General features: G+C 74.0%; 16 protein-coding genes. 7 read left to right on the plus strand and 9 right to left on the minus strand.

From position 1 onward, the window contains the following. Positions 1-242: 242 nt before the first annotated feature. From gad to AQJ66_RS28630, 3 genes are all read left to right on the plus strand, one after another. Positions 243-1664, plus strand: a complete 1422-nt coding sequence (gene gad / locus AQJ66_RS28620; protein WP_061927851.1) for a glutamate decarboxylase — start codon at positions 243-245, stop codon at positions 1662-1664. Between the two features lie 60 nt (positions 1665-1724). Then, positions 1725-2594 carry a class II glutamine amidotransferase gene (locus AQJ66_RS28625; RefSeq protein WP_061927852.1) on the plus strand — a complete coding sequence of 290 codons (870 nt, stop codon included), beginning with the start codon at positions 1725-1727 and terminating at the stop codon, positions 2592-2594. 117 nt (positions 2595-2711) lie between these two features. After that, a complete protein-coding gene (locus AQJ66_RS28630; RefSeq protein ID WP_061927855.1) occupies positions 2712-3158 on the plus strand; it encodes a winged helix DNA-binding protein in 447 nt (148 codons plus the stop codon). Between the two features lie 34 nt (positions 3159-3192). On the opposite strand, the gene AQJ66_RS28635 is transcribed toward AQJ66_RS28630, so the two are convergent. Further along, positions 3193-4152, minus strand: coding sequence for a hypothetical protein (locus tag AQJ66_RS28635; RefSeq protein WP_061927861.1), 960 nt, complete (start codon positions 4150-4152; stop codon positions 3193-3195). Between the two features lie 14 nt (positions 4153-4166). Then, the gene (locus AQJ66_RS28640; RefSeq protein ID WP_061927863.1) at positions 4167-5639 is read right to left on the minus strand and encodes an APC family permease; all 1473 of its coding nucleotides are present in this window, start codon (positions 5637-5639) and stop codon (positions 4167-4169) included. A 343-nt stretch (positions 5640-5982) separates the two neighbouring features. Here AQJ66_RS28640 and AQJ66_RS28645 point away from each other — a divergent pair, with 343 nt between their 5' ends. After that, positions 5983-6480 (plus strand): DUF5709 domain-containing protein, encoded by a 498-nt coding sequence (locus AQJ66_RS28645; protein ID WP_061927865.1) that lies wholly within the window; start codon positions 5983-5985, stop codon positions 6478-6480. Positions 6481-6588: 108 nt separating this feature from the next. On the opposite strand, the gene AQJ66_RS28650 is transcribed toward AQJ66_RS28645, so the two are convergent. Continuing rightward, positions 6589-6795 (minus strand): hypothetical protein, encoded by a 207-nt coding sequence (locus AQJ66_RS28650; protein ID WP_061927866.1) that lies wholly within the window; start codon positions 6793-6795, stop codon positions 6589-6591. Positions 6796-7012: 217 nt separating this feature from the next. Between AQJ66_RS28650 and AQJ66_RS28655 the strand changes: the two genes are divergently transcribed. Together AQJ66_RS28655 and AQJ66_RS28660 are read left to right on the plus strand one after the other, a co-directional pair. Further along, positions 7013-8860, plus strand: coding sequence for a glycoside hydrolase family 15 protein (locus AQJ66_RS28655; protein WP_061927868.1), 1848 nt, complete (start codon positions 7013-7015; stop codon positions 8858-8860). Positions 8861-8978: 118 nt separating this feature from the next. Continuing rightward, a complete protein-coding gene (locus AQJ66_RS28660) occupies positions 8979-9215 on the plus strand; it encodes a hypothetical protein (RefSeq protein WP_061927870.1) in 237 nt (78 codons plus the stop codon). A 114-nt stretch (positions 9216-9329) separates the two neighbouring features. Here the strand turns inward: AQJ66_RS28660 and AQJ66_RS28665 are convergent, their stop codons facing one another. Both AQJ66_RS28665 and AQJ66_RS28670 read right to left on the minus strand, forming a co-directional pair. After that, a complete protein-coding gene (locus tag AQJ66_RS28665) occupies positions 9330-12068 on the minus strand; it encodes a SpoIIE family protein phosphatase (RefSeq protein ID WP_079060489.1) in 2739 nt (912 codons plus the stop codon). 81 nt (positions 12069-12149) lie between these two features. Further along, the gene (locus AQJ66_RS28670) at positions 12150-14669 is read right to left on the minus strand and encodes a SpoIIE family protein phosphatase (protein ID WP_061927874.1); all 2520 of its coding nucleotides are present in this window, start codon (positions 14667-14669) and stop codon (positions 12150-12152) included. A gap of 856 nt (positions 14670-15525) precedes the next feature. On the opposite strand from AQJ66_RS28670, the gene AQJ66_RS28675 reads away from it, so the two are divergent. Beyond that, a complete protein-coding gene (locus AQJ66_RS28675) occupies positions 15526-15891 on the plus strand; it encodes a hypothetical protein (protein ID WP_159052658.1) in 366 nt (121 codons plus the stop codon). Between the two features lie 8 nt (positions 15892-15899). On the opposite strand, the gene AQJ66_RS28680 is transcribed toward AQJ66_RS28675, so the two are convergent. The 4 genes from AQJ66_RS28680 to AQJ66_RS39780 all read right to left on the minus strand — a co-directional run bounded on the left by AQJ66_RS28680 (position 15900) and on the right by AQJ66_RS39780 (position 20288). After that, complete coding sequence (locus AQJ66_RS28680; RefSeq protein WP_061927878.1) at positions 15900-16190, minus strand: DUF1232 domain-containing protein; 291 nt, start codon at positions 16188-16190, stop codon at positions 15900-15902. Positions 16191-16254: 64 nt separating this feature from the next. Next, positions 16255-17451, minus strand: a complete 1197-nt coding sequence (locus AQJ66_RS28685; protein ID WP_061927880.1) for a hypothetical protein — start codon at positions 17449-17451, stop codon at positions 16255-16257. Positions 17452-17721: 270 nt separating this feature from the next. Next, on the minus strand, positions 17722-19086 hold the full coding sequence (locus AQJ66_RS28690; protein ID WP_061927882.1) for an FAD-dependent oxidoreductase: 1365 nt from the start codon (positions 19084-19086) through the stop codon (positions 17722-17724). Between the two features lie 164 nt (positions 19087-19250). Continuing rightward, on the minus strand, positions 19251-20288 hold the full coding sequence (locus AQJ66_RS39780) for a C40 family peptidase (RefSeq protein WP_208611477.1): 1038 nt from the start codon (positions 20286-20288) through the stop codon (positions 19251-19253). Positions 20289-20625 lie beyond the last annotated feature (337 nt).

Consider the following 20625-nt stretch of genomic DNA (forward strand, 5'->3'; position numbering starts at 1 on the left):
GACAAGCCCGCACCGTTCCCGGGCTTTGCCTCGACATTGCCGTTTCATGGCCGGCCGAATGCACTTGACGTGGACGGCGGGCCTCGGCGGGGAGCGGCCGAGCAGGTGGTGTCTCTCCGGTCGTGATCACGGCGGGGCGCGGCCCGGTTCGCGACCTGGTCTGATGGGAACTTGCGACAGAGGCGGCCCCGTGCGGGCAACCCCGGCAACCCGTGCGACCCGCGCAGAGAGGACGAGTACGTATGGCGGTGCATCACAACCGCGGTCAGAACCGTGACCTGGAGATCAACCCGGTGTTCAGCCGCGAGCCCGTCCGCGTGCCCCGGTACGCGCTGCCGCGCGGGGAGATGGAGCCGGACACCGCCTACCAGGTGGTGCACGACGAGCTGATGCTCGACGGGAACGCCCGGCAGAACCTGGCCACGTTCGTCTCCACCTGGGCCGAACCCGAGGCCCGGCGGCTGATGGACGAGTGCGCCGAGAAGAACATGATCGACAAGGACGAGTATCCGCAGACCGCGGAGCTCGAGGCGCGCTGCGTGCACATGCTCGCCGGGCTCTGGCACGCGGAGAACCCCCGCCAGGCGATCGGCTGCTCGACCACCGGGTCGAGCGAGGCGGCCATGCTCGGCGGGCTGGCGCTCAAACGGCGCTGGCAGCACCGCCGCCGCGCCGAGAACAAGCCGACCGACCGGCCCAACATCGTCATGGGCATCAACGTGCAGATCTGCTGGGAGAAGTTCGCCGACTACTTCGAGGTCGAACCCCGCTACGTGCCCATGGACGGGGACCGCTACCACCTCACGCCCGACAAGGCGGTCGAGCTGTGCGACGAGAACACCATCGGCGTCGTCGCCGTGCTCGGCTCCACCTTCGACGGCAGCTACGAACCCGTCGCGGACATCGCCGCGGCCCTGGACGACCTGCAGGCCCGCACCGGACTCGACGTCCCCGTCCACGTCGACGGCGCGTCCGGGGCGATGATCGCCCCCTTCCTCGACCCGGACCTGGAGTGGGACTTCCGGCTGCCGCGGGTCGCCTCGATCAACACGTCCGGGCACAAGTACGGCCTGGTCATGCCCGGTGTCGGCTGGGCCCTGTGGCGCGACAAGGACGCCCTGCCCGACGACCTGGTCTTCCACGTCAACTACCTCGGCGGCGACATGCCGACCTTCGCGCTCAACTTCTCCCGGCCCGGCGCCCAGGTCGTCGCCCAGTACTACAACTTCCTGCGTCTGGGCTTCGAGGGCTACCGGCGGGTCCAGCAGACCGCCCGTGACGTCGCCACCCGGCTGGCCCGGGAGATCGCGCGGCTGGGTCCGTTCGAGCTGATCACCGACGGCAGCGACATCCCCGTCTTCGCCTTCCGGGTGCGCGAGGGCATCGACCACTTCAGCGTCTTCGACGTGTCCGCCGCCCTGCGCGAACGCGGCTGGCTCGTGCCCGCGTACACCTTCCCGAAGAACCGGACCGACCTCGCCGTCCTGCGCGTCGTGGTCCGCAACGGCTTCAGCCACGACCTGGCCGATCTGCTCCTGGAGGACCTGCGCCGCGTCCTGCCCCGGCTGGACAAGCAGGGGGAGCCGCACCGCGACGAGGACGACGCCGGCGGCTTCGCCCACGGCGCCGAGACCAAGAACCCCCGCCGCCACGGCCGCCACTGACCACCGACCACGACCGCCGGCCCGCCACCACGACGGCGGGCCGGCCCCCGGAGGAAGCCCGTGTGCCGCCTTTTCGGCCTCAGCAGCGCCCCGCTCCGCACGCACGCCACCTTCTGGCTCCTCGACGCCCCCGACAGCCTGAGCCGGCAGAGCCACCGCGACCCCGACGGCACCGGCCTCGGCCACTTCACCGCCGACGGCACCCCGCGGGTCGACAAGGCGCCCATCGCCGCCTACCGCGACCGCGCCTTCGCCGAGGAGGCCCGGCAGGAGGAGTCGGCGACCTTCATCGCCCACGTCCGCTACGCCTCCACCGGAAGCCTCGACGTCCGCAACACCCATCCCTTCGAGCAGGACGGGCGGCTCTTCGCGCACAACGGGGTGATCGAGGGCCTCGACAGGCTCGACGACCACTTGGGCGAGGACCGTTCGTCGGTCCGGGGCGACACGGACTCCGAGCGCTTCTTCGCCCTGATCACCCGGGAGACCCGGCGGCACGGCGGTGACGTCACCGCCGGCATCCGGCAGGCCGCCGGGTGGATCGCCGGGAACCTGCCCGTCTTCGCGATGAACCTGATCCTCGTCACCCCGCGAGAACTGTGGGCCCTGCGGTACCCGGACACTCACGAGCTGTACGTCCTGGAGCGTCCGGCGGGCGGCCAGCACGGCAGCCGGCACCTCGACCACAGCGGCAGTCACGGCCGGATGCGCGTCCACTCGTCGCACCTCGCCGAGCACCCCGCCGTCATCGTCGCCAGCGAGCGCATGGACGACAACCCCCACTGGCGCCTGCTGGAGCCCGGCGAGCTCCTCCACGTCGGCCCCGAGCTGCACGTCACCCACCAGATCGCCCTGCCGGATCCTCCGGCGCACCGGCTCACCCTCGACGACCTGCGCCCGGACGCCGCCGCTTCCCAGAAAGCGGCCTGACGGCGCGGGAGTTCGCCGTACGCGCCGCGCATCGGGACGGGCGGAAAACAGTAGCCATGTACATAGTAGCCATGTACGGTATCGGTACGTGAAGGCAGCCGACGAAGAGGAGCAGCCATGACCACCACCGCGCCCGGCCTCAACGGCCGGGTCATAGCCCTGGCGCACTACGCCGCGCGAGCCCTCCTGGAGGGCGTCCTGACCCGCCGCGGCACCACCTTCCACCAGAACGTGACGCTCCGGGCCGTGGTCGCCGCGGGCGGGGCCCTCGGCCGGGACGAACTCGTCGCCGACGTCACCGGTTCGCTGAAGGTGGACGAGTCGGCCGTGCGCGGCACGCTCGGCGAGCTGACGGCCGCGCGGCTGCTGGAGCAGGACCCCGCGCAGCCCTCCCGGGTCCGGCTCACGGACGCCGGACGGGAGCTGTACGAGGGCGCCGCCGCCGAGACCGCCGGGATCTCCGCGCGGCTGTACGCCGGTATCCCGGCCGAGGACCTCGCCGTCGCCGGCCGCGTGCTGGAGCTGATCACGCAACGCGCGAACGCCGAGCTGGCCGCCGCCTGAGCCACCCCGTCCCCGGTGGCGCGGCCCGGCACCCTCAGCCGCGCAGCCCCAGTTCCCTGCGCCACTTCGTCAGTTGCTGCACCGGATCTCCCGTGTACGACCACGGGGTGCGGGTGGCGCGGCGGCCCAGCATGCGCAGCACCGCCGCCGCGACGTCCGCCGTGCCGGCCAGGCAGGCCGCGTGCGCCAGGTAGCCGAGGTCCCGCCACTCGACCGGGGCGACGTCGCCGTCCGGGCGGCCCCGCACCCAGCGCTCCCAGGTCCGCCGTACGTCGTTGACCGCGCCGTCGTGGTCCCAGTGCTGGCCGATCCGCACCGAACTCCGCTGGCCCCGCGCGCCGTCGAGGACGTACCGGTACTCCTCGACCCGCGCGTACTGCACCAGCACCGGCAGCGCGCAGCCGGGCGGCGCCACCCCGGCCGCGTCCCGGGCGAAGTCGTACATCAGGCCGTGCGTGCCGTGCCAGCGGGCCGAGTAGTAGTGCAGGACCTGCAGGTGGCCCTCCGCACTGTACGGGTCCCGCCCGTACAACTCGTCCCACCAGCGGGCCAGTTCGCGCCGCCGGACGCCGGTCGGGTACAGCCGGGCGACCGAGATCAGGGACACCCACGGCGTGGGGTCCTCCGGGCAGGCCTCGGCGGCGTGCAGGCAGGCCAGTACCGCGGTGTCGATGCGGTCCCGGTCGATCGGCACGCCCCGCCCGGCGGTGATGGCCAGGTGGAACGCCCGGGCCGTCTCCGTGGCGGCGCGCAGCACCTGCGCGTCCGCGCTCGCCGGTTCGGCGGCGAGCCACGACTCCACCGTCGAACTGCCCGCGCAGGCCTGGGCGAGCAGCCGGATCCGGTGGCCGCGCAGGGTCCAGTCGTCGCCGGTGACCCACAGCAGGTCCCTGAGGCCCTGCCAGCGGCCGATGACGATGTCCTGCCGTGCCGAGGTGAGCGGCGCGTCGCCGCAGTCAGGGTCGAAGTCGGGTGAGAAACGGTCTCGCGCCATGGCGGGGTCCTCCCTCAGAAGTCGGTGGGGAGACCCTCGTGCAGCCGGGACGGCACGGCGGCCGCGCCGTCGGGGAGGTAGTCCGCCTCCACCGTGCGGGCCGCGTCCAGCTTCGCGGGACGGTAGTACTCGCTGCCCTGCCGCCAGTACCAGAGCATCGGGACCAGCCCGGCCGCGAGGCCGCCGATCCCGATCGCGATCGCCGGAGCGCTCAGGTCGCCCAGCGACTCGACGAAGATCCAGAACATGAACACCGCGCCGAACAGCGGCCACAGCCCGCCGAGCACGAAGTTGCCGACCGACTTCAGCAGCATCCTGCGGTAGGCGACGACGACCGCGAGACCGGTCAGGCCGTAGTAGACGGCGATCTGCAGGCCGATCGCCGAGATCGCGTCGGAGAGGATCTCGCCCACCGAGCCGAGCGCGTTGGAGGCGATGAACATCGCCAGCGCCACCGCACCGACCACCACGATCGCCACCCACGGCGTGTTCCACGTGCGGTGCACCCGGCCCAGCGCGGGCGGCATCGTACGGTCGCGGCCCATCGCGAAAAGCGAGCGCGTGACCTGGATCAGCGTGGTCTCCAGCGTGGCGATCGTGGACAGCATCACCGCCACCACGAGCAGCTTGCCGCCCCAGCCCGGCCATACCTCCTCGCCCAGCACCGCCAGCACGTTGGCGTCGTTCTCCTCGATCTGCCTCGACGACAGGACGACGTTCACCGCGATGGTGAACACCTCGAACAGCAGGAACACGATGCCCACGCCGATCAGGCCCGCGAGCCCGGTCGTCCGGCGGCTGTTGCGGGTCTCTTCGCTGAGGTTGCTGGTGACGTCCCAGCCCCAGTAGTAGAACGCGGCGACGAGAGCGCCGGAGGCGAACCCGCTCACACCGTCGAAGTGCGAGAAGCCCAGCCAGGACCAGTCGAAGGCACGGGCGTCATGTCCGTGGAAGACGGCGAGCACCGCGAACAGCGCGAGCACGGCCAGCTCCACACCCGACATCAGCAGCTGGGCGCGGACGGTGAGCCGGGCCCCGCCCAGCACCACGCCCAGCATGACGAGGAACCAGACGGCACCGACCACCGTGGACAGGCCCGTGTCGTCGGCCAGCCGCTCGTCGAAGAGGGACAGCGTCATCGCCCCGGCGGGCAGTGAGCCGGCCACCATGAAGATGGTCGCCGAGACCACCAGCGACCAGCCGCTGAGGAAGCCCAGGAACGGGTGCAGGGTGCGCCCCACCCACGAGTAGCTGGCGCCCGCGTTGACGTCGATCCGGCTGAGGTAGCTGAAGGCGAGCGCGATGCCCAGCATGGGTATCGCGCAGTACAGCAGGGCGGCCGGGCCGGCCAGGCCCACCGCGCCGACGAGGACGGCGGTGGTCGCGGCGAGCGAGTACGCCGGCGCGCTGCCGGCCACCGCCATCACCACGGTGTCGAACGTGCCGAGGACGTTGGCCTGGAGACCTCTGCCCCTGTTGTTGCTCATGGACGTGCCGCTTTCGGTTGTGCCCGGTGCCCGGGCACGGCCCGACGGCTACGGGGTGGGGGGTGGTGAACCCACCCGGACCCGGGGGAGGGGTGGTCCCGGAGTCAGGGCAGGGCGGGACGGCGAGAGGGGTGGTGGAACAAAGGGTGGTGAGCACCGTGCGCCCAGTGTCGGCGGCCGGTCACCGTGTGTGGGTGCGATGATAGCGGCACCTGTTGACCTTTCAAGATGACCAACCGGTAACGTCCGCTGACCTGTTCGGAAGGCGGCCCCGGGGGATTAGGGGCGGGGTGCGCGGGATACGCGGACCGGGACCGACCGCGTGCCGACAAGGAGGGCCACGATGACCGAGCCGACCCCCATGGCCGATGACGCCTACCAGCCCACCGGGACCAACGAGGAACAGGAGGACGCGGCGCCCCTGGACCTCGAGGACGCGCTCGGCGAACGCGACTACGACGACATCCTCGACGAGGGCTACTCCCCGCCCGAACGGCCCCTCGGCGTCACCAAGCACGGCACCACGGCCGCCGAGCAGCACGAGGGCGAGACCCTGGACGAGCGGCTCGGCCAGGAGGTGCCGGACGTGACCGCGCCGCCCGGCGACGGCATCGGCGACCTGCCCGGCGGGGAGGGAGAACCGCTGGACCCCGAGGCCGGTGATCGGCGGGCGGGCCGGCTGGTGGCCCCCGACGAGGGAGCGCACACCGACACCGTCAAGGAGGAGGTCGCCGCTGACGTGGGCATCGACGGGGGAGCGGCGGGGGCGGAGGAGGCCGCGGTCCACGTCGTGCCCGACGAGACGGAACTGTCCGAGAGCGGTGGCGACGGCAGGGGCTGACCGCCGTACGGCACGGCACAGGGCGCCGGGCGGGGCGCGCGCCGCATCACGGCGTGCGCGCCCCGCCCGGCGCCTCCCCGTCGAGTTCCGCTCCGCTCCCGGGCGCCCCTAGGGAAGCAGCTTCTCGATCGCGGCCTGGCCCTCGGTCTCCAGCTTGCGGCGCGCCCAGTCGAGCGTGGCCGGGGTGACGTCCCTGCCCGTCGCCATCACCAGGTCCTCCGGGGTGAGATCCCTCGAAGGAGCCGAGTGGAGCAGGGCGTCCGGGGTGCAGTGGTCGTCGGACGACCGGGACTCTTCGGGTGTGGATGTCGACATGATGCCTCCTCCTCGGTCCGGATGACCGCATCCGTGCCGGTGCCGCCGAACGGGGCACCCTCTCACCATTCCCCGCCTCCGCCCACCCTGCATCCGGAAGGGCGCCGGAGGACCGGGTGACAAGCACCTGCCCACCTCGTCGCGGAGCACTCGCCCGTAAGCTGGAAAAGCGTCACAAGCCGGAAACGAGGAGCACCCGGCACCGGGAGGCCGAGCGATGGCCGAGACCCCCTTCCAGCCCCTCCCGCGGGATGCGTCCGCGGGCCCCCGCTACCTGCCGATCGCCGACCACGGCCTGATCGGCGACCTGCGCAGCGTCGCGCTGGTCGGCACCGACGGCACCATCGACTGGTACTGCAGCCCTTCCTTCGACTCGCCCAGCGTCTTCGCGGCCGTCCTGGACGCCGACCGCGGCGGCTGCTTCGAACTGGCCGCCGCCGTGGCGGCGCGCACCAAGCAGTTCTACTTCCCCGACACCAACGTGCTGATCACCCGCTTCTTCACCGACGACGGCGTCGGTGAGATCCAGGACTTCATGCCGGTCACCGCCGAGACGTCCCGGGAGGCGGGCCGGCACCGGCTGATCCGGCGCGTGGTCTGCGTGCGCGGCACGGTGCCCTTCCGCGCCCTGATCGCCCCCCGCTTCAACTACGGCGCCGACCCGCACACCGCGCGCAGCCTGGACGGCCTCGTCCTCTTCGAGTCCCCGCAGCGCGCCCTGGCGCTGACCTCCAGCGTCGCCATGGAGTGCGACGGCCGCGACGCACGGGCCGACTTCAAGCTCGCCGAGGGCGAGACGGCGGTGTTCGCGCTGGACCAGGTCGGCGGCGAGGTGGCCCCCCGCGGCTGCGCCTGCGCCGAGGCCGAGCACCAGTTCAACGCCACCGTCGCCTACTGGCGGCGGTGGCTGCACCAGTCCCGCTACCGCGGCCGCTGGCGGGAGATGGTGCACCGCTCCGCCCTCACCCTCAAGCTCCTCACCTACGCCCCCACCGGCGCCATCGTGGCCGCACCCACCACCAGCCTCCCCGAGCAGCCCGGCGGCGAACGCAACTGGGACTACCGCTACGTGTGGGTCCGCGACGCCGCGTTCTGCGTGTACGCGCTGCTGCGGCTCGGCTTCACCGGTGAGGCGGAGGCGTTCATGGGGTTCATGACCACGCACGTCAGCCCCGGCTGCGACGACGGCTCCGGGCCGCTGCAGATCATGTACGGCATCGACGGCCGCGCCGACCTGCCCGAGCGTGAACTGCCGCACCTGGAGGGACACCAGGGCTCCGCCCCCGTCCGGGTCGGCAACGCGGCCGCCGGGCAGCTGCAGCTCGACATCTACGGCGCGCTGATCGACTCGATCTACCTCTACGACAAGTGGGCCCAGCCCATCTCCAGCGACCAGTGGGACGACGTGTGCCATCTGGTCGACTGGGTCTGCGACCACTGGGACCAGCCCGACGAGGGCGTGTGGGAGACCCGCGGCGGCCGCAAGAACTTCCTGTACTCGCGGCTGATGTGCTGGGTGGCGATCGAGCGCGCCATCCGCCTCGCCAACCGCCGCGGACTGCCCGCCGACCTGACCCTCTGGTACCGGTCCCGCGACGCGATCTACCGGCGGATCATGGACCGCGGCTGGTCCGCGCGCCGGGGTGCCTTCGTCCAGCACGAGGGAGGCGACGTGCTGGACGCCTCCGTGCTGATGATGCCGCTGGCCAAGTTCATCGCGCCCACCGACCCCAAGTGGCTGTCCACCCTGGACGCCCTCACCGACGACCTGGTCTCCGATTCGCTCGTCTACCGCTACGACCCGCAGGCCAGCCCCGACGGGCTGCGCGGCGACGAGGGCACCTTCTCCATCTGCTCCTTCTGGTACGTCGAGGCCCTCGTCCGTGCCGGGCGGCTCGACGAGGGCCGGCTGGCCTTCGAGAAGATGCTCACCTACGCAAACCACCTCGGCCTGTACGCCGAGGAGATCGGCCGCACCGGCGAACAGCAGGGCAACTTCCCGCAGGCCTTCACCCACCTGTCCCTCATCAGCGCCGCCTACAACCTCGACCGCGCCCTCGGCTGACACCGGGCGGACATGACCGATTCGCACCGGTTCCGGGCGGTGTGTCCGCAGGTCGCACGGGTACCCGGGCGTCTCCGAAGCGCCATCGGCACAGGGTCGACCGAAGGAGGAAACCCGTATGACCAGCACCAGCGAGACCGGCGAGGTCACCGGCACCCGGGACAAGGACTACGACCTGATCTGGTTCGTCGAGGCGTGCCTGAGCAACGCCCTGCGGCTGGAGCAGTACATCCAGGACGCCGAGCGCGGCAAGGACGACGAGATCGTCGAGCTGTTCCGCAAGGCCCAGGCCGACAGCCGCAAGGGCGCCGAGCTGGGCAAGCGGCTGCTGCGCTCCCGGCTGGACGGCAGCTGACCACACCTCCCGGGCGACACACCCCGCCCAGGTGGACCGGGAACCCGGTACGGGCCCGGCGGACATCAGGCGAAGTCCGCCGGGCCCTCGCCGTGCCCGGGCCCGGCGGCACGGTCAGGGCAGCGGCTGCTCCGCCCAGATGATCTTGCCCTGAGCGGTGTAGCGGGTGCCCCAGCGCTCCGCGAGCTGCGCGACCAGGAACAGCCCCCGCCCGCCCTCGTCGGTGCTCGCCGCGTACCGCAGGTGCGGGGAGGTGGTGCTGCGGTCGGAGACCTCGCAGATCAGCGTCCGGTCGCGCAGCAGCCGCACCCCGATCGGGCCGCGCCCGTAGCGGATCGCGTTCGTGACCAGCTCGCTCAGCACCAGCTCCGTCGTGAACGACAGCTCCTCCAGACCCCAGTCGGCGAGCTGCCGGGTGACCGAGGCCCGCACCTGCGAGACGGCCGCCGGATCGGACGGCACCTGCCACTCGGCGACCCGGTCGGGCCCGAGGACGCGGGTGCGGGCCACGATCAGCGCCACGTCGTCCCTCGGCCGGTTCGGGAGGTGGTCGAGCACGGTCCGGCAGGTGTCCTCCGGCGAGGCGCCGGGAGCGCGTCTCAGGGCGTCGCGCAGCAGGTCCAGGCCCACGTCGATGTCCCGGTCCCGGTCCTCCACCAGCCCGTCGGTGTACAGCACCAGCCGGCTGCCCTCCGCCAGCTCCAGGTCGGCGGTCTCGAACGGCAGCCCGCCCAGGCCCAGCGGCGGCCCCGCCGGGACGTCCGGGAACTCCACGCTGCCGTCCGGGCGCACCAGCGCGGGCGGCGGATGACCGGCCCGGGCCACGGTGCAGCGCCGGGCCACCGGGTCGTACACCGCGTACAGACAGGTCGCGCCGGTGACCGCGGCGGCGCCGTCCGCCGGGGTCTCGTCCTGGTCGATCCGGCCCACCAGCTCGTCCAGCAGGCCGAGCAGCTCGTCCGGCGGCAGGTCCAGCGCGGAGAAGTTGTGCACCGCCGTGCGCAGCCGGCCCATCGTCGCCGCCGCGTGCAGCCCGTGCCCCACGACGTCCCCCACCACCAGCGCCACCCGGGCGCCCGACAGCGGCAGCACGTCGAACCAGTCGCCGCCCACCCCCGACTGCGCCGGCAGGTAGCGGTAGGCGATGTCCAGCGCCCCCTGCTCGGGCAGCGAGCGCGGCAGCAGGCTGCGCTGCAGGGTCACCGCCATGCTGTGCTCGCGGGTGTAGCGGCGCGCGTTGTCGATGGACACGGCGGCCCGCGCGACCAGCTCCTCGGCGAGGGCCAGCTCCTCGCTGTCGAACGGCTGCGGCTTCTGCGAGCGCCAGAAGTGCGCCAGGCCGAGCACCAGGCTGCCCGCCCGCAGCGGCACGGTGATCAGCGAGTGGATGCCGTACGCGAGGACCCGCTCGGTGCGCTCCGGGTCCTGCGCCCGCCAGCCGGGCGCCTCGCGCAGCCGGGGCTCCACCACCGACTGCCCGGTCGTCAGGCTGCGCGCCTGCGGGGAGGCCGCCACGAACCGGATCCGCTCACCCACCGGATACAGCGGGGCGTCCTTGCGGACGCCGGTGAACGCGGCCCGGCGCAGCGAGGTCCCCGGCTTCGGCTCCTCCCCGTTCAGCACCGCGTCGAACAAGTCGACGCTTGCGAAGTCCGCGAACCGGGGCACCGCCAGCTCGACGAGCTCCTGCGCCGTGCGGGCCACGTCCAGGCTGGTGCCGATGCCCACCCCGGCGTCGTACAGCATGTTCAGCCGCTCGCGCGCCACCTCCGCACGGCCGGACAGCGCGCGCAGCTCCGTGGAGTCGCGCAGCGTGGTCACGCTGCCCGGCGGGCCGCCGCGCACGCCGGTGGGGCGCTGGTTGATGGCCAGCAGCCGGTCCTTGACCAGGTGCACCTCGTCCGTCGCCACCCGCCCGGAGGCCAGCAGCCCGGCCGTCTCGTCGTCCAGCCCCAGCTCCAGCACGTGCCGCTGCTCGGCGTCCGCGGGCAGCTCCAGCAGGCGCTGCGCCTCGTCGTTGGCGAGCAGCAGCCGGCCGTCGCCGCCGACGATGAGCACACCCTCCCGCACGGCGTGCAGCACCGCGTCGTGGTGCTCGTACATGCGCGTCATCTCGGACGGACCGAGGCCGTGCGTCTGGCGCAGCAGCCGTCTGCTGACCAGCGCCGTGCCCGCGGTGGCCAGCGCGAGCGCCGCCGCTGCCGCCGCGAGCAGCAGCGGCAGCTGCTGGTCGGCGGCCCCGCCCACGTGCGCGGTGGTGATGCCGGCCGACACCAGGCCCACCACCTTGCCGCCGGAGTCCTTCACCGGCACCACGACCTGTACGAGCGGGCCGATCGTCCCGTTGACCTCCTCGGTGACGGTGCCCCCGGCCACGGCGGGCCCGATGGTGCCCACGAACCTCTTGCCGATGCGGTCCGGATTGGGGTGGGTGTAGCGGATGCCCTCGGTGTTCATCACGACGACGAAGTCCACGCCGGTCGCCGTGCGGGTGGCCTCCGCGCGCGGCTGCAGGACCGCCGTCGGATCGGGGGAGCGCAGCGCGGCCGCCGTCCCCGGCGCGTTGGCGAACGACTCGGCGACGGCGAGGGAGCGGTTGCGCGCCTCCAGCTTGCTGTCGTGGCGCACCTGCAGCACCTGGGCCACCACCGCCGACACGACCAGCAGCAGCACGATCACGACTTGGAGGACGAAGACCTGCCCGGCCACACTGCGCCGGGTCACCGCCGACCGCAGCACCCCGGCCCGGCCACCGCCCGCGCCGCCCGCGTCCCGGCGCGGCCCCTGGGGTGCGCGCGGGCGCCCGGGTGAACGGGGCGGCCGCGTGTCGGGCCGGCCGGGCAGTCGGACCATGAGCTCATGTCTACACTGCCCGGCCCCGTCAGGCGAGACCGTCTGCGCAGCGACCGCCGGCGGCCCGGGCGCCGGCCGTGGTCACCGGGGGTGCGGGGTGCGCCGGGTGGCGAGCAGCAGCGCCACGTCGTCGGGCCGGTGGGCGGTGTACCGCGCGGTCGCGGTGAGCCGGTCGGCGACCCCGGCCAGCGAGCGCCCGCCCCGCCGCCCGGCCGCCGCCCCCGCCTTCGCCAACGCCAGCCGCAGCGCGTTGATGCCGTCGTCTATGTCGGTGCCGGGCCGCTCCACCAGACCGTCCGTGTAGAGGGCGAGGATCGCGTCCGGCTCCAGCTCCAGCTCGGTCACCGGGTACTGCGCCTGCGGATCGACACCGAGGACGACACCACCGGGGATGTCCAGCACCCGCGTGGTGCCGTCGGGGTGGCGCAGCAGCGGCGGCGGATGCCCGGCCCGGGCGACCTGGGCGCACCCGGTGGCCGGGTCGAGGCGGAGGTAGCAGCAGCTGGCGAACTGGCCCGGGTCCAGGTCGATCAGCAGCCGGTTGGTGCCGCTCATCACCTCGTCGGGCGCGTGGTCGCCGAGCGCGAAGGCCCGCACGGCGCTGCGCAGCTGCCCCATGGTCGCCGCCGCCTGCACCCCGTGTCCCTGCACGTCGCCGATGACCAGCGCCAGCCCGTTCCCGGCGTCCACCACGTCGTACCAGTCGCCGCCCACGTCCAGGCCCTGGGTGCCCGGCAGATAGCGGCCCGCCGTCTCCACCCCGGGATGGACCGACAGCCGCCGCGGCAGCAGGGCCTGCTGGAGGCCGCGGGCCAGGGCCGCCTCGCTGTCGTAGCGCTGCGCCCGCTCCATCGCGTGGGCGATGAGCCCGGCGAGCGCGGTGAGGACCGTGCGTTCCTGGCTGCTGAAGCTGCGCTCGCGGTCGAAGCCGAGGATGCAGGAGCCGATCGGCCGGCCCGAGGAGATCAGCGGCAGGAAGGCCCGGGCGCCCTCGTCGGCGTCCAGCGGGAGCCCCGGGTAGGTGGCCCCCAGCTGCGTCATCGACTCGAAGAAGAGGGGGCGCCCGGTGGTGAGGGTCTCCACGCCCGGTATGCGCGCGTCGAGGCCGACGCCGTCGAAGGGGGCGAGGAAGCCCTGCGGGAAGCCGGTCTCCCAGGCCAGGTAGAGGTGCCGGTCCTGCAGCAGGTAGATGGCCAGGCGGCGGCCGCCGAACGCGGGCAGCAGCTCCTGCATGACGACCGCCGACACCTGCCGCGCGGTCACCGCGTCCGTCAGCGCGATGGCGAGGGCGATGGGCCGGTACAGCGGCGCCAGCGCGTGCTCGCCGGCCATCGTCTCCTCCAGGGCGTGCGCACCGGCGTGCGCGGGCACTTCGTGGGCCGGACCGGCCGGGGCGTCGACACGGCTGGCCGGGACCAGGGTGCAGGTCAGCACGTCGGGCCCCGGATGCACCGACAGGGCGAGCCAGTCGCCGTCACCGGCCGGCTCACGGCCGCCGGCCGGCCGCCGCACGTGCAGGTGGACCGGCTCCTGGGACAGCAGCACACTGCGCAGGTGGTCGTCGCACGGCGGCCCGGTCAGCCACGGCATCGCCTCCCACAGCGGCCGGCCGACCAGCGACGCCCGGTCCCGCCCGGCCAGCCGGGCCGCGGCCGGGTTGACGTACACCACCACACCCAGCCGGTCCAGGCAGAACACCCCCTGCGGCAGCAGATCGGCCGCCCCGTCCGCCGAGACGGCCGGGCCCGGGTCGACGACGACCCCGCCGACCCGCCCCGCCTCGTCGGCGCCCGGGTCCGGCCACAGCTCCAGCAGCCGCACGGAGCCGTCCCCCGACCGCAGGCTCAGCGGCGCTGACGGCGGTTTCCCGGCGGCCGTCTCGTGCAACGCGGTCAGGACCCGGTGGGCGTCGGCCCGGGACAGCGTGTCCGCCAGCGCGGGCCCGGTCCGCGCGAACTCCTCCGGCCGCAGGCCGAGCACCGCGTGCAGGCGCTCGTCCGCGTCCACCGCCGACGTCGCCGGATCCCAGGTGAACCGCCCCACCCGGGGCTCCACGGGCCGGGTGGCGGGCGGCCGTACGCACAGCGGCTCCCCGTCCCAGGCCAGCACCGCCTCGTCCCCGTCGGCGAGGGCCGCCAGTTCGGCACCGAGCCCCTCGGCGAGCCGCCCGAGCAGCTCCCGGTCCAGCAGCTCGTCCGCGGTGTCCGACGCGGCCGGACGCAGCACCGTCAGCACCCCCAGCGGCTCCGCACCGCCGGGCACGGGCACGTACACCGACCCGAACGGGAAGGGCAGGCCCGCCGCGAACTGGGGGTACCGGCGCACCGTCTCCGTGGCGTTCGGCAGCACCACCTGCACGCCGAGCCGGTAGGCGTCGGCGACCGGGAAGGGCCGGCCCAGGTGCAGCCGCCACCATGGCTTGAACAGCTGGCCGGGCAGCCCCACCAGCACCGCCAGGCGCAGCAGCCCCGGTGTGCTGGAGCGCAGGTAGACGCCCGCGACACAGCCCCCGGCCGCGCCGAGCGCGGCGGTCGCGGCGTCGGTCAGCAGCGTGGCCAGCCGGGCACGCCCGCCGACCGCCTGCTCCCCGCTCCCCGCCATGCGCGCTACCTCGTCCCCTGCACCGCCGGGTGGATGACACAGCAAGAATGCGCCAACCAGGTGGCCGAACGCACCTGGGCGGACGACAACAGATGCTCACACCTCCGGCTCGTCCCGGTGGCGGGACGGTGCGGCCACTCCTACTAATGGTGTGCGTAACGGCCTTTTCCGGTCCCTTTTCCGGTCATGGATCCCGTGCCACCGCGCGCCGCACGCGCGGGTGCCGCCGCGGCCCCACCCTGCCCTGGAGGCGAGATTGACCACCCGCTCTCCGTTCCCCGCTCCCGACGACCACTCCGCCCTACCGCCGGCCGCGGGGACCGCGGACATCGCGTCGCCGGGTGGCGGACCGGTGACCGCCGCGGCTGCGGGCGCGGTGGCCGCTCCCGCTCCCGCCCCGACGGCCACCGGCGTGCTCGGTGCCCCGCCCCTCACCCCGGAACCCGCCGTCGCAGCTACCGCCCCCACCGCTACGGGCCTGCCGGGCGGAGCGCCCACCGCCACCGGATTCGCGCCGGTGACCGCTGAGACGGTGCCGGGCGGCGGGGCGCTCGGCACCGGGTGGGCCCCGATCAGCCCCGGTGCACTCGGTGAGCCGCAGTTCGGGCCCGGTGCAGGACGGGCCCCGAGGGGTGCCGATCTCCTTGGTGAGGCGCGGCTGGGGTCTGGTGCTGGGCTCGCCTTTCACGTGGCGGCGCCGCCCGTACCGACGGCGGCCCCGGTACCGCCCGGCTCACCGTCCGAACCGCCCCCGGCGGGGCCCGCGCGGGCCCGGACCCGTCCACGGCAGGCCGGCGAGGGCGGCCGGGACCGCCGGGCCCCCGGGGCTCCGCTGCCGATCGCCCGGGCGGGGGCCGTGCCCGTGTTCCTGTGCGGTGTGGCGCACGCGCCGCGCTACTGGACCGGGCTGCCGCAGGACGTCCTGCAGGCGACCCTGCTGCTGTCGGGCCTGTGCGTCATGCTCGCCCTCGCCCTGCCCGCCCGTACGGCGGGAGGCCGGCTGGTCACGGCCACCGCGGCCCTCGTCACCACGGCCGCGCTCGCCGCCGGGCAGGTGCTCGGCGGCCGGTTCGGACTGCCTGACCCCGCCCGGCTCCGGACCGCGGTCGTGGCCCCTCCGTGGCTCGCCGGCGCGGCGGCGGAGGTCGCCGCGCTCGCCGCGCTGGCGGTGCTCCTCGCCACCCTCCGCGACATGAACCTCCGCCGCACCAAAGGCAGTTGACTGTCCGCTCAGGGTTCCAGCGAGTCGGGCGGCAGCGGGCGGGCGGCGCGCATGCTGCGCAGGGCGAGGAGCAGGACGCCGATGTCGTCCAGGTAGACCGGGTCCGGCAGCAGGTCGGTGGGCAGCACCAGGTACAGGACGGCGCCCCAGAAGACCCAGCGGGGCCCCGTGGGCAGGCCGGCCCGGCGCAGGCTGCTCCGGGCGCGCACCAGCCGCACCAGCAGCACGACGGCGACGGCCAGCAGCGCGGCCGCGACGACGGCGGCACCGATCAGCAGCAGGGTCGCGGTGGAATCCATACGCATCCTGTCCTTCTGCCCGGTCCCGGCCGCCCTACCGCATCCGCGGCGAGGCGCGGCGGAGCTACGAGGGCCGCTCCGCCGCCTGGGCCGGCTCCGCTCCCGCGGCTTCCGGAACGCCGTCGGGAGCGCCGTCGGAAGCCTCGTCGGGGCGTGCCCCCTTGGCCGTGAGCCTCAGCCGTTCGAACGTCCGCGTCAACTGCTGCAGCGGCGACGGCACCCGGGTTCCGGGCTGCTGCTGGTGGGGCAGGGCGGCGGGGACGGGCGCGTCGCGGTAGGCGGCCAGCGCCTGGTGGGCCTGCTCGGCGGCCTCCCGGTACAGGTCCCGCGACTTCGTCATGGCGTCCAGCGCCTCGGCGTACATGGCGACGAGCTGACGCTGGCGCTCCAGTTCCTCCTGCACCGTCGTCAGGGTCCAGTTCTCCCGCAGGTCGGTCAGCGCCTCCTCGGCGCCCGGCGGCAGCGGCAGGGGCAGGGCGGCGAAGTGCCGCAGGGCGGCGATGAGTCCGGCCGGTTCGGAGCCGTCCAGGAAGACGGTGCGCACGCGGTGCTCGTGGCCGTCGTAGCCGTCGGGCGCCGGGTCCGGGGGCAGCAGGACGGCGCCGCCGCGCGGCACCTCCACACCGAGGTCCTTCAGCGCCCAGTTGACCGCGCGCAGCTGCTGCGGCGCGGCCCGGTGCTCGACCACACGGTGCCGGAGGCCGGGCGGCAGCAGCCGGGTCAGCGGCAGCCGGCCGCGCTCGTCCGGGGTCATCGCCTCGTGCACGACGAGGTTGACGCACCAGGACCCGCGGGCCGCGTCCCGCAGCCGGCGCCGCATCTCCTTGTCGTCCGCGGGCAGCCCGTTGACCTGCCGGAAACGCAGGCCCGCGACGGTGGGATGGTGGTCCCAGGCACCGTCGTCACCCGAACCGTCCGCGGGCCAGAACAGCGTCGCGGGCGAGGGCCAGGAGTCGTCCCACGGGCGTTCCGCCTCGGCGACGAGCGTCCAGTCCTGCCCGGCCGAGCCGTTCTGACGCGGTACGAGGGTCAGCCGGGCCCGCACGGTCACCGTGCCGCCGGCCCGCCAGCGGGCCTCGAAGACGTGCCCGGGGGAGTCGCCGGGCACCGGCGGCTCGGCGAAGTCGTCGATGTCCCCGCTCTCCTTGTGCCGGCTCAGGGTGCGGCGGACGACGTCCTCGGCGGCGGAGGCGGTGTGGCGGCCGCGGGCCGCCCACAGGGTCCGGGGGATGGCGGCGCGGTCGGTGGCGGAGTTCGACATAAGCCAATCTGCTGATGGGGGCGGGTGCGCCCTCCAGTATCACCGCCCGGCGCCGTCCTGCGACGGCAGGGTCCCCGCACGGCGCGCCGCACCTGGCGCACGCCGTCGCACACGGGGGCGTGCCGCGCACCCGGGGTGCGCGGCGCACGCACCAGGCGGCCGTCGTTCACACGTCCCCCGGCGGGCGTACGGCGCCCACAATGGTCCGGCGAACGGGGCCCGCCCGTCCATCCGCTTCGGGGCGGGCGCCGTTCGCGGCCCGCGGGCGGCTTACGCCCCGCTCTCCCGGAGCATGTCCGCACGCTCGACGATCTTCACGCGCTCGCGGCCCTGCGGCTCGCCCAGCGCGCGCTCGGCGGCGTCCAGCCGGTACCAGCCGTCCCAGGTGGTGTAGCGGACGTCCCGCTCGGCGAGGAAGGACTCCACGGCCTCGGGTGCCGGAGAGGCCGGGGTGTGCAGGCGGCCGTGGGCGTGGTCGTCGAGCAGGTTGGCCACCGTCTCGTTCGCGTCGCCCTTGGTGTGGCCGATCAGGCCGATGGGGCCGCGCCGGATCCAGCCGGTGACGTACACCGACTGCAGATGGCCGCCGCCCTCCTCGACGACCCGGCCGCCCTCGTCCGGGACCGTGCCCGACGCGAGGTCCCAGGGCAGCTTGGGCAGCTTGTCGGAGAGGTAGCCGACCGCGCGGTAGACCGCGGTGACGTCCCAGTCCTTGAACACGCCGGTGCCCTTGACGTTGCCGGTGCCGTCGAGGGCGGTGCGCTCGGTGCGCAGGCCGACGACCTTGCCGTCCGCGCCGAGGATCTCGGCGGGCGACTCGAAGAAGTGCAGGTACAGCCTGTGAGGGCGGTCGCCGGCGTCCCGGATCGCCCAGTTCTCCAGGGTCTTGGCGACCATGTCGGCCTGCTTGTTGCCGCGCCGCGTCTCGATCGAGCCCGCGTCGTAGTCGATGTCCTCGGGGTCGACGATGACCTCGATGTTCGGGGAGTGGTCCAGCTCGCGCAGCTCCATCGGGCTGAACTTGGCCTGCGCCGGGCCGCGGCGGCCGAAGACGTGGACCTCCTTGGCCCGGTTCGCCTTCAGGCCGTCGTACACGTTCGGCGGGATCTCGGTCGGCAGCAGCTCGTCGGCCGTCTTGGCGAGGATCCGGGCCACGTCGAGCGCGACGTTGCCGACGCCGAGCACGGCGACCTTCTCGGCCTCCAGCGGCCAGGTGCGCGGCACGTCCGGGTGGCCGTCGTACCAGGAGACGAAGTCGGCGGCGCCGTAGGAGCCGTCCAGGCCGATGCCGGGTATGGACAGCTCGCGGTCGGCGGTGGCGCCGGTCGAGAAGATCACCGCGTCGTAGAACGCCCGGAGGTCGTCCAGGCTGATGTCGGTGGGGTAGTCGACGTTGCCGAAGAGCCGGACCTGCGGCTTGTCGAGCACCTGGTGCAGCGCGGTGATGATGCCCTTGATGCGCGGGTGGTCGGGCGCCACGCCGTAGCGGATCAGGCCGAACGGGGCGGGCATCCGCTCGAAGAGGTCGATGGCGACGCCGGGCTCGGCGGCCACTTCGGACTTGAGCAGGGCGTCGGCGGCGTAGATCCCGGCGGGACCGGCTCCGACGATGGCTACCCGCAGCGGGCGCGGCATGATCAGTTCCCTTCGAGCGTGAACAGGGGGCTCGATCGGGAAGCCTAAGCTAAGGCAGCCCTAAGTTAGTACGCGGGTCCGGTCTATGCCCTCATAAGGGAGCCTTATGAGGGGTCCAGGGCGTGCTTATGGCGAGGAGGGGGTGGGTGGGCGATGCGGCGGGGTCACGCGGGCCGGATCACCCGGTGGATCGCCGACTCGCCCGCGCCGTAGATCGACTCCTCGCGGATGGACGACCCCGGGCCGGGCGCGTGGACCATCATGCCGCCGCCGATGTGCAGGCCCACGTGCCGGTCGTCGTCGAAGAACAGGACCAGGTCACCCGGTTCCAGGCCGCCGAGGGTCACCGGCGTGCCGGCCAGCGCCTGCTCGTGCGCGGCCCGCGGCAGCGCGACCCCGGCGGCCTTCCAGGCGGCCTGGGTGAGGCTCGAGCAGTCGTACGAGTCCGGTCCGGTCGCCCCCCACACGCACGGCTTGCCCACCTGCGCCCGGGCGAAGGCGATGGCCTTGGCGGCGCGGGTGGTGTGGGGGGCGGGGACGGGGAGGGGAGCGGTGGTGGCGGCCACCTGGGGGAACGGGGGAGCGGGCATCGGGCCGAAGGAGCCGGTGTCGGCCAGGGCGGGGAGGGGCTGTGCGGGGGAGCTCACGTCCGGGGTGGGTGGCGCCGTGGTGAGTGTGGCGGCCGGGGCCGTGGGCGCCGTCATGCCGGGTGTCGCCGCCATGTCCGGGACCGTCCCCGGCGACTGCTGCCACTGCCCTGCGTCGAGCCGACTCTGCGTCTGGAAGCCCATCGGCGCCGGCTGCTGGAAGTCCCACTGCCCGGGCTGCTGCCATTGCTCCGCGCCCGCCTGACCTTCCGGAACCGGTTGCCCCACCTGCCCGGCCTGCGCCACGGCCGGCTGCGGGACCTGCTGGACTCCGGCGGGCCAGGTGTCCTGCGCGGTGGGCGCGGCCTGGACTGCCGTGGCTGCCGTGGTGAGTTGGGCGGCGCGGCGGAACAGCAGATCCCCGGCCGCGGCGAGCTTGCGCTGGTTCTCGGCCTTCGACTCCGAAGGCAGGGTGCGCCGGGGCGTGCCCGTGGACCTGGGGAGATCTCTGGGCTGCGGGGCCGGGGGCGCCAGCGATGCGGCGGGCAGGACGGCCGTCTCCGCCGGACCACGGCCGGACGCCCAGGGGACGCCCGGGCCGAGGACGCCCGCCATGCCGGTGTCGCCGACGGGGGCCTGCCGCTGAGCGGGAATCACGCCGCTGCCCTGACCGGCGGGCAGCACCGCCTGGGGCCCGGTGTCGGTGGTGCTGCCGCCGAGGTGGCCGGCTGTGCCGCGAGTGGGCTGGGCAGTGGGCTGGGCCGGGTCCTGGACGGGGAGTGTGGCGGTGGCCTGGAGGGCTTCGTCCGGCAGAGCGAGGCCGGGGGAGACACCGGCCGATCGGGGCGATCCCGAGGCCGGCAGTGGCACGCCTCGGCCGTTCGTGTCGGCGGTGCCGCCGTTGAGGTAACCGGCCGTGCCGCGTGCGGGCTGGGCCGTGGCCTGGCCGGGG

Source organism: Streptomyces bungoensis (assembly GCF_001514215.1).
GTDB classification, from domain to species: Bacteria; Actinomycetota; Actinomycetes; order Streptomycetales; family Streptomycetaceae; genus Streptomyces; species Streptomyces bungoensis.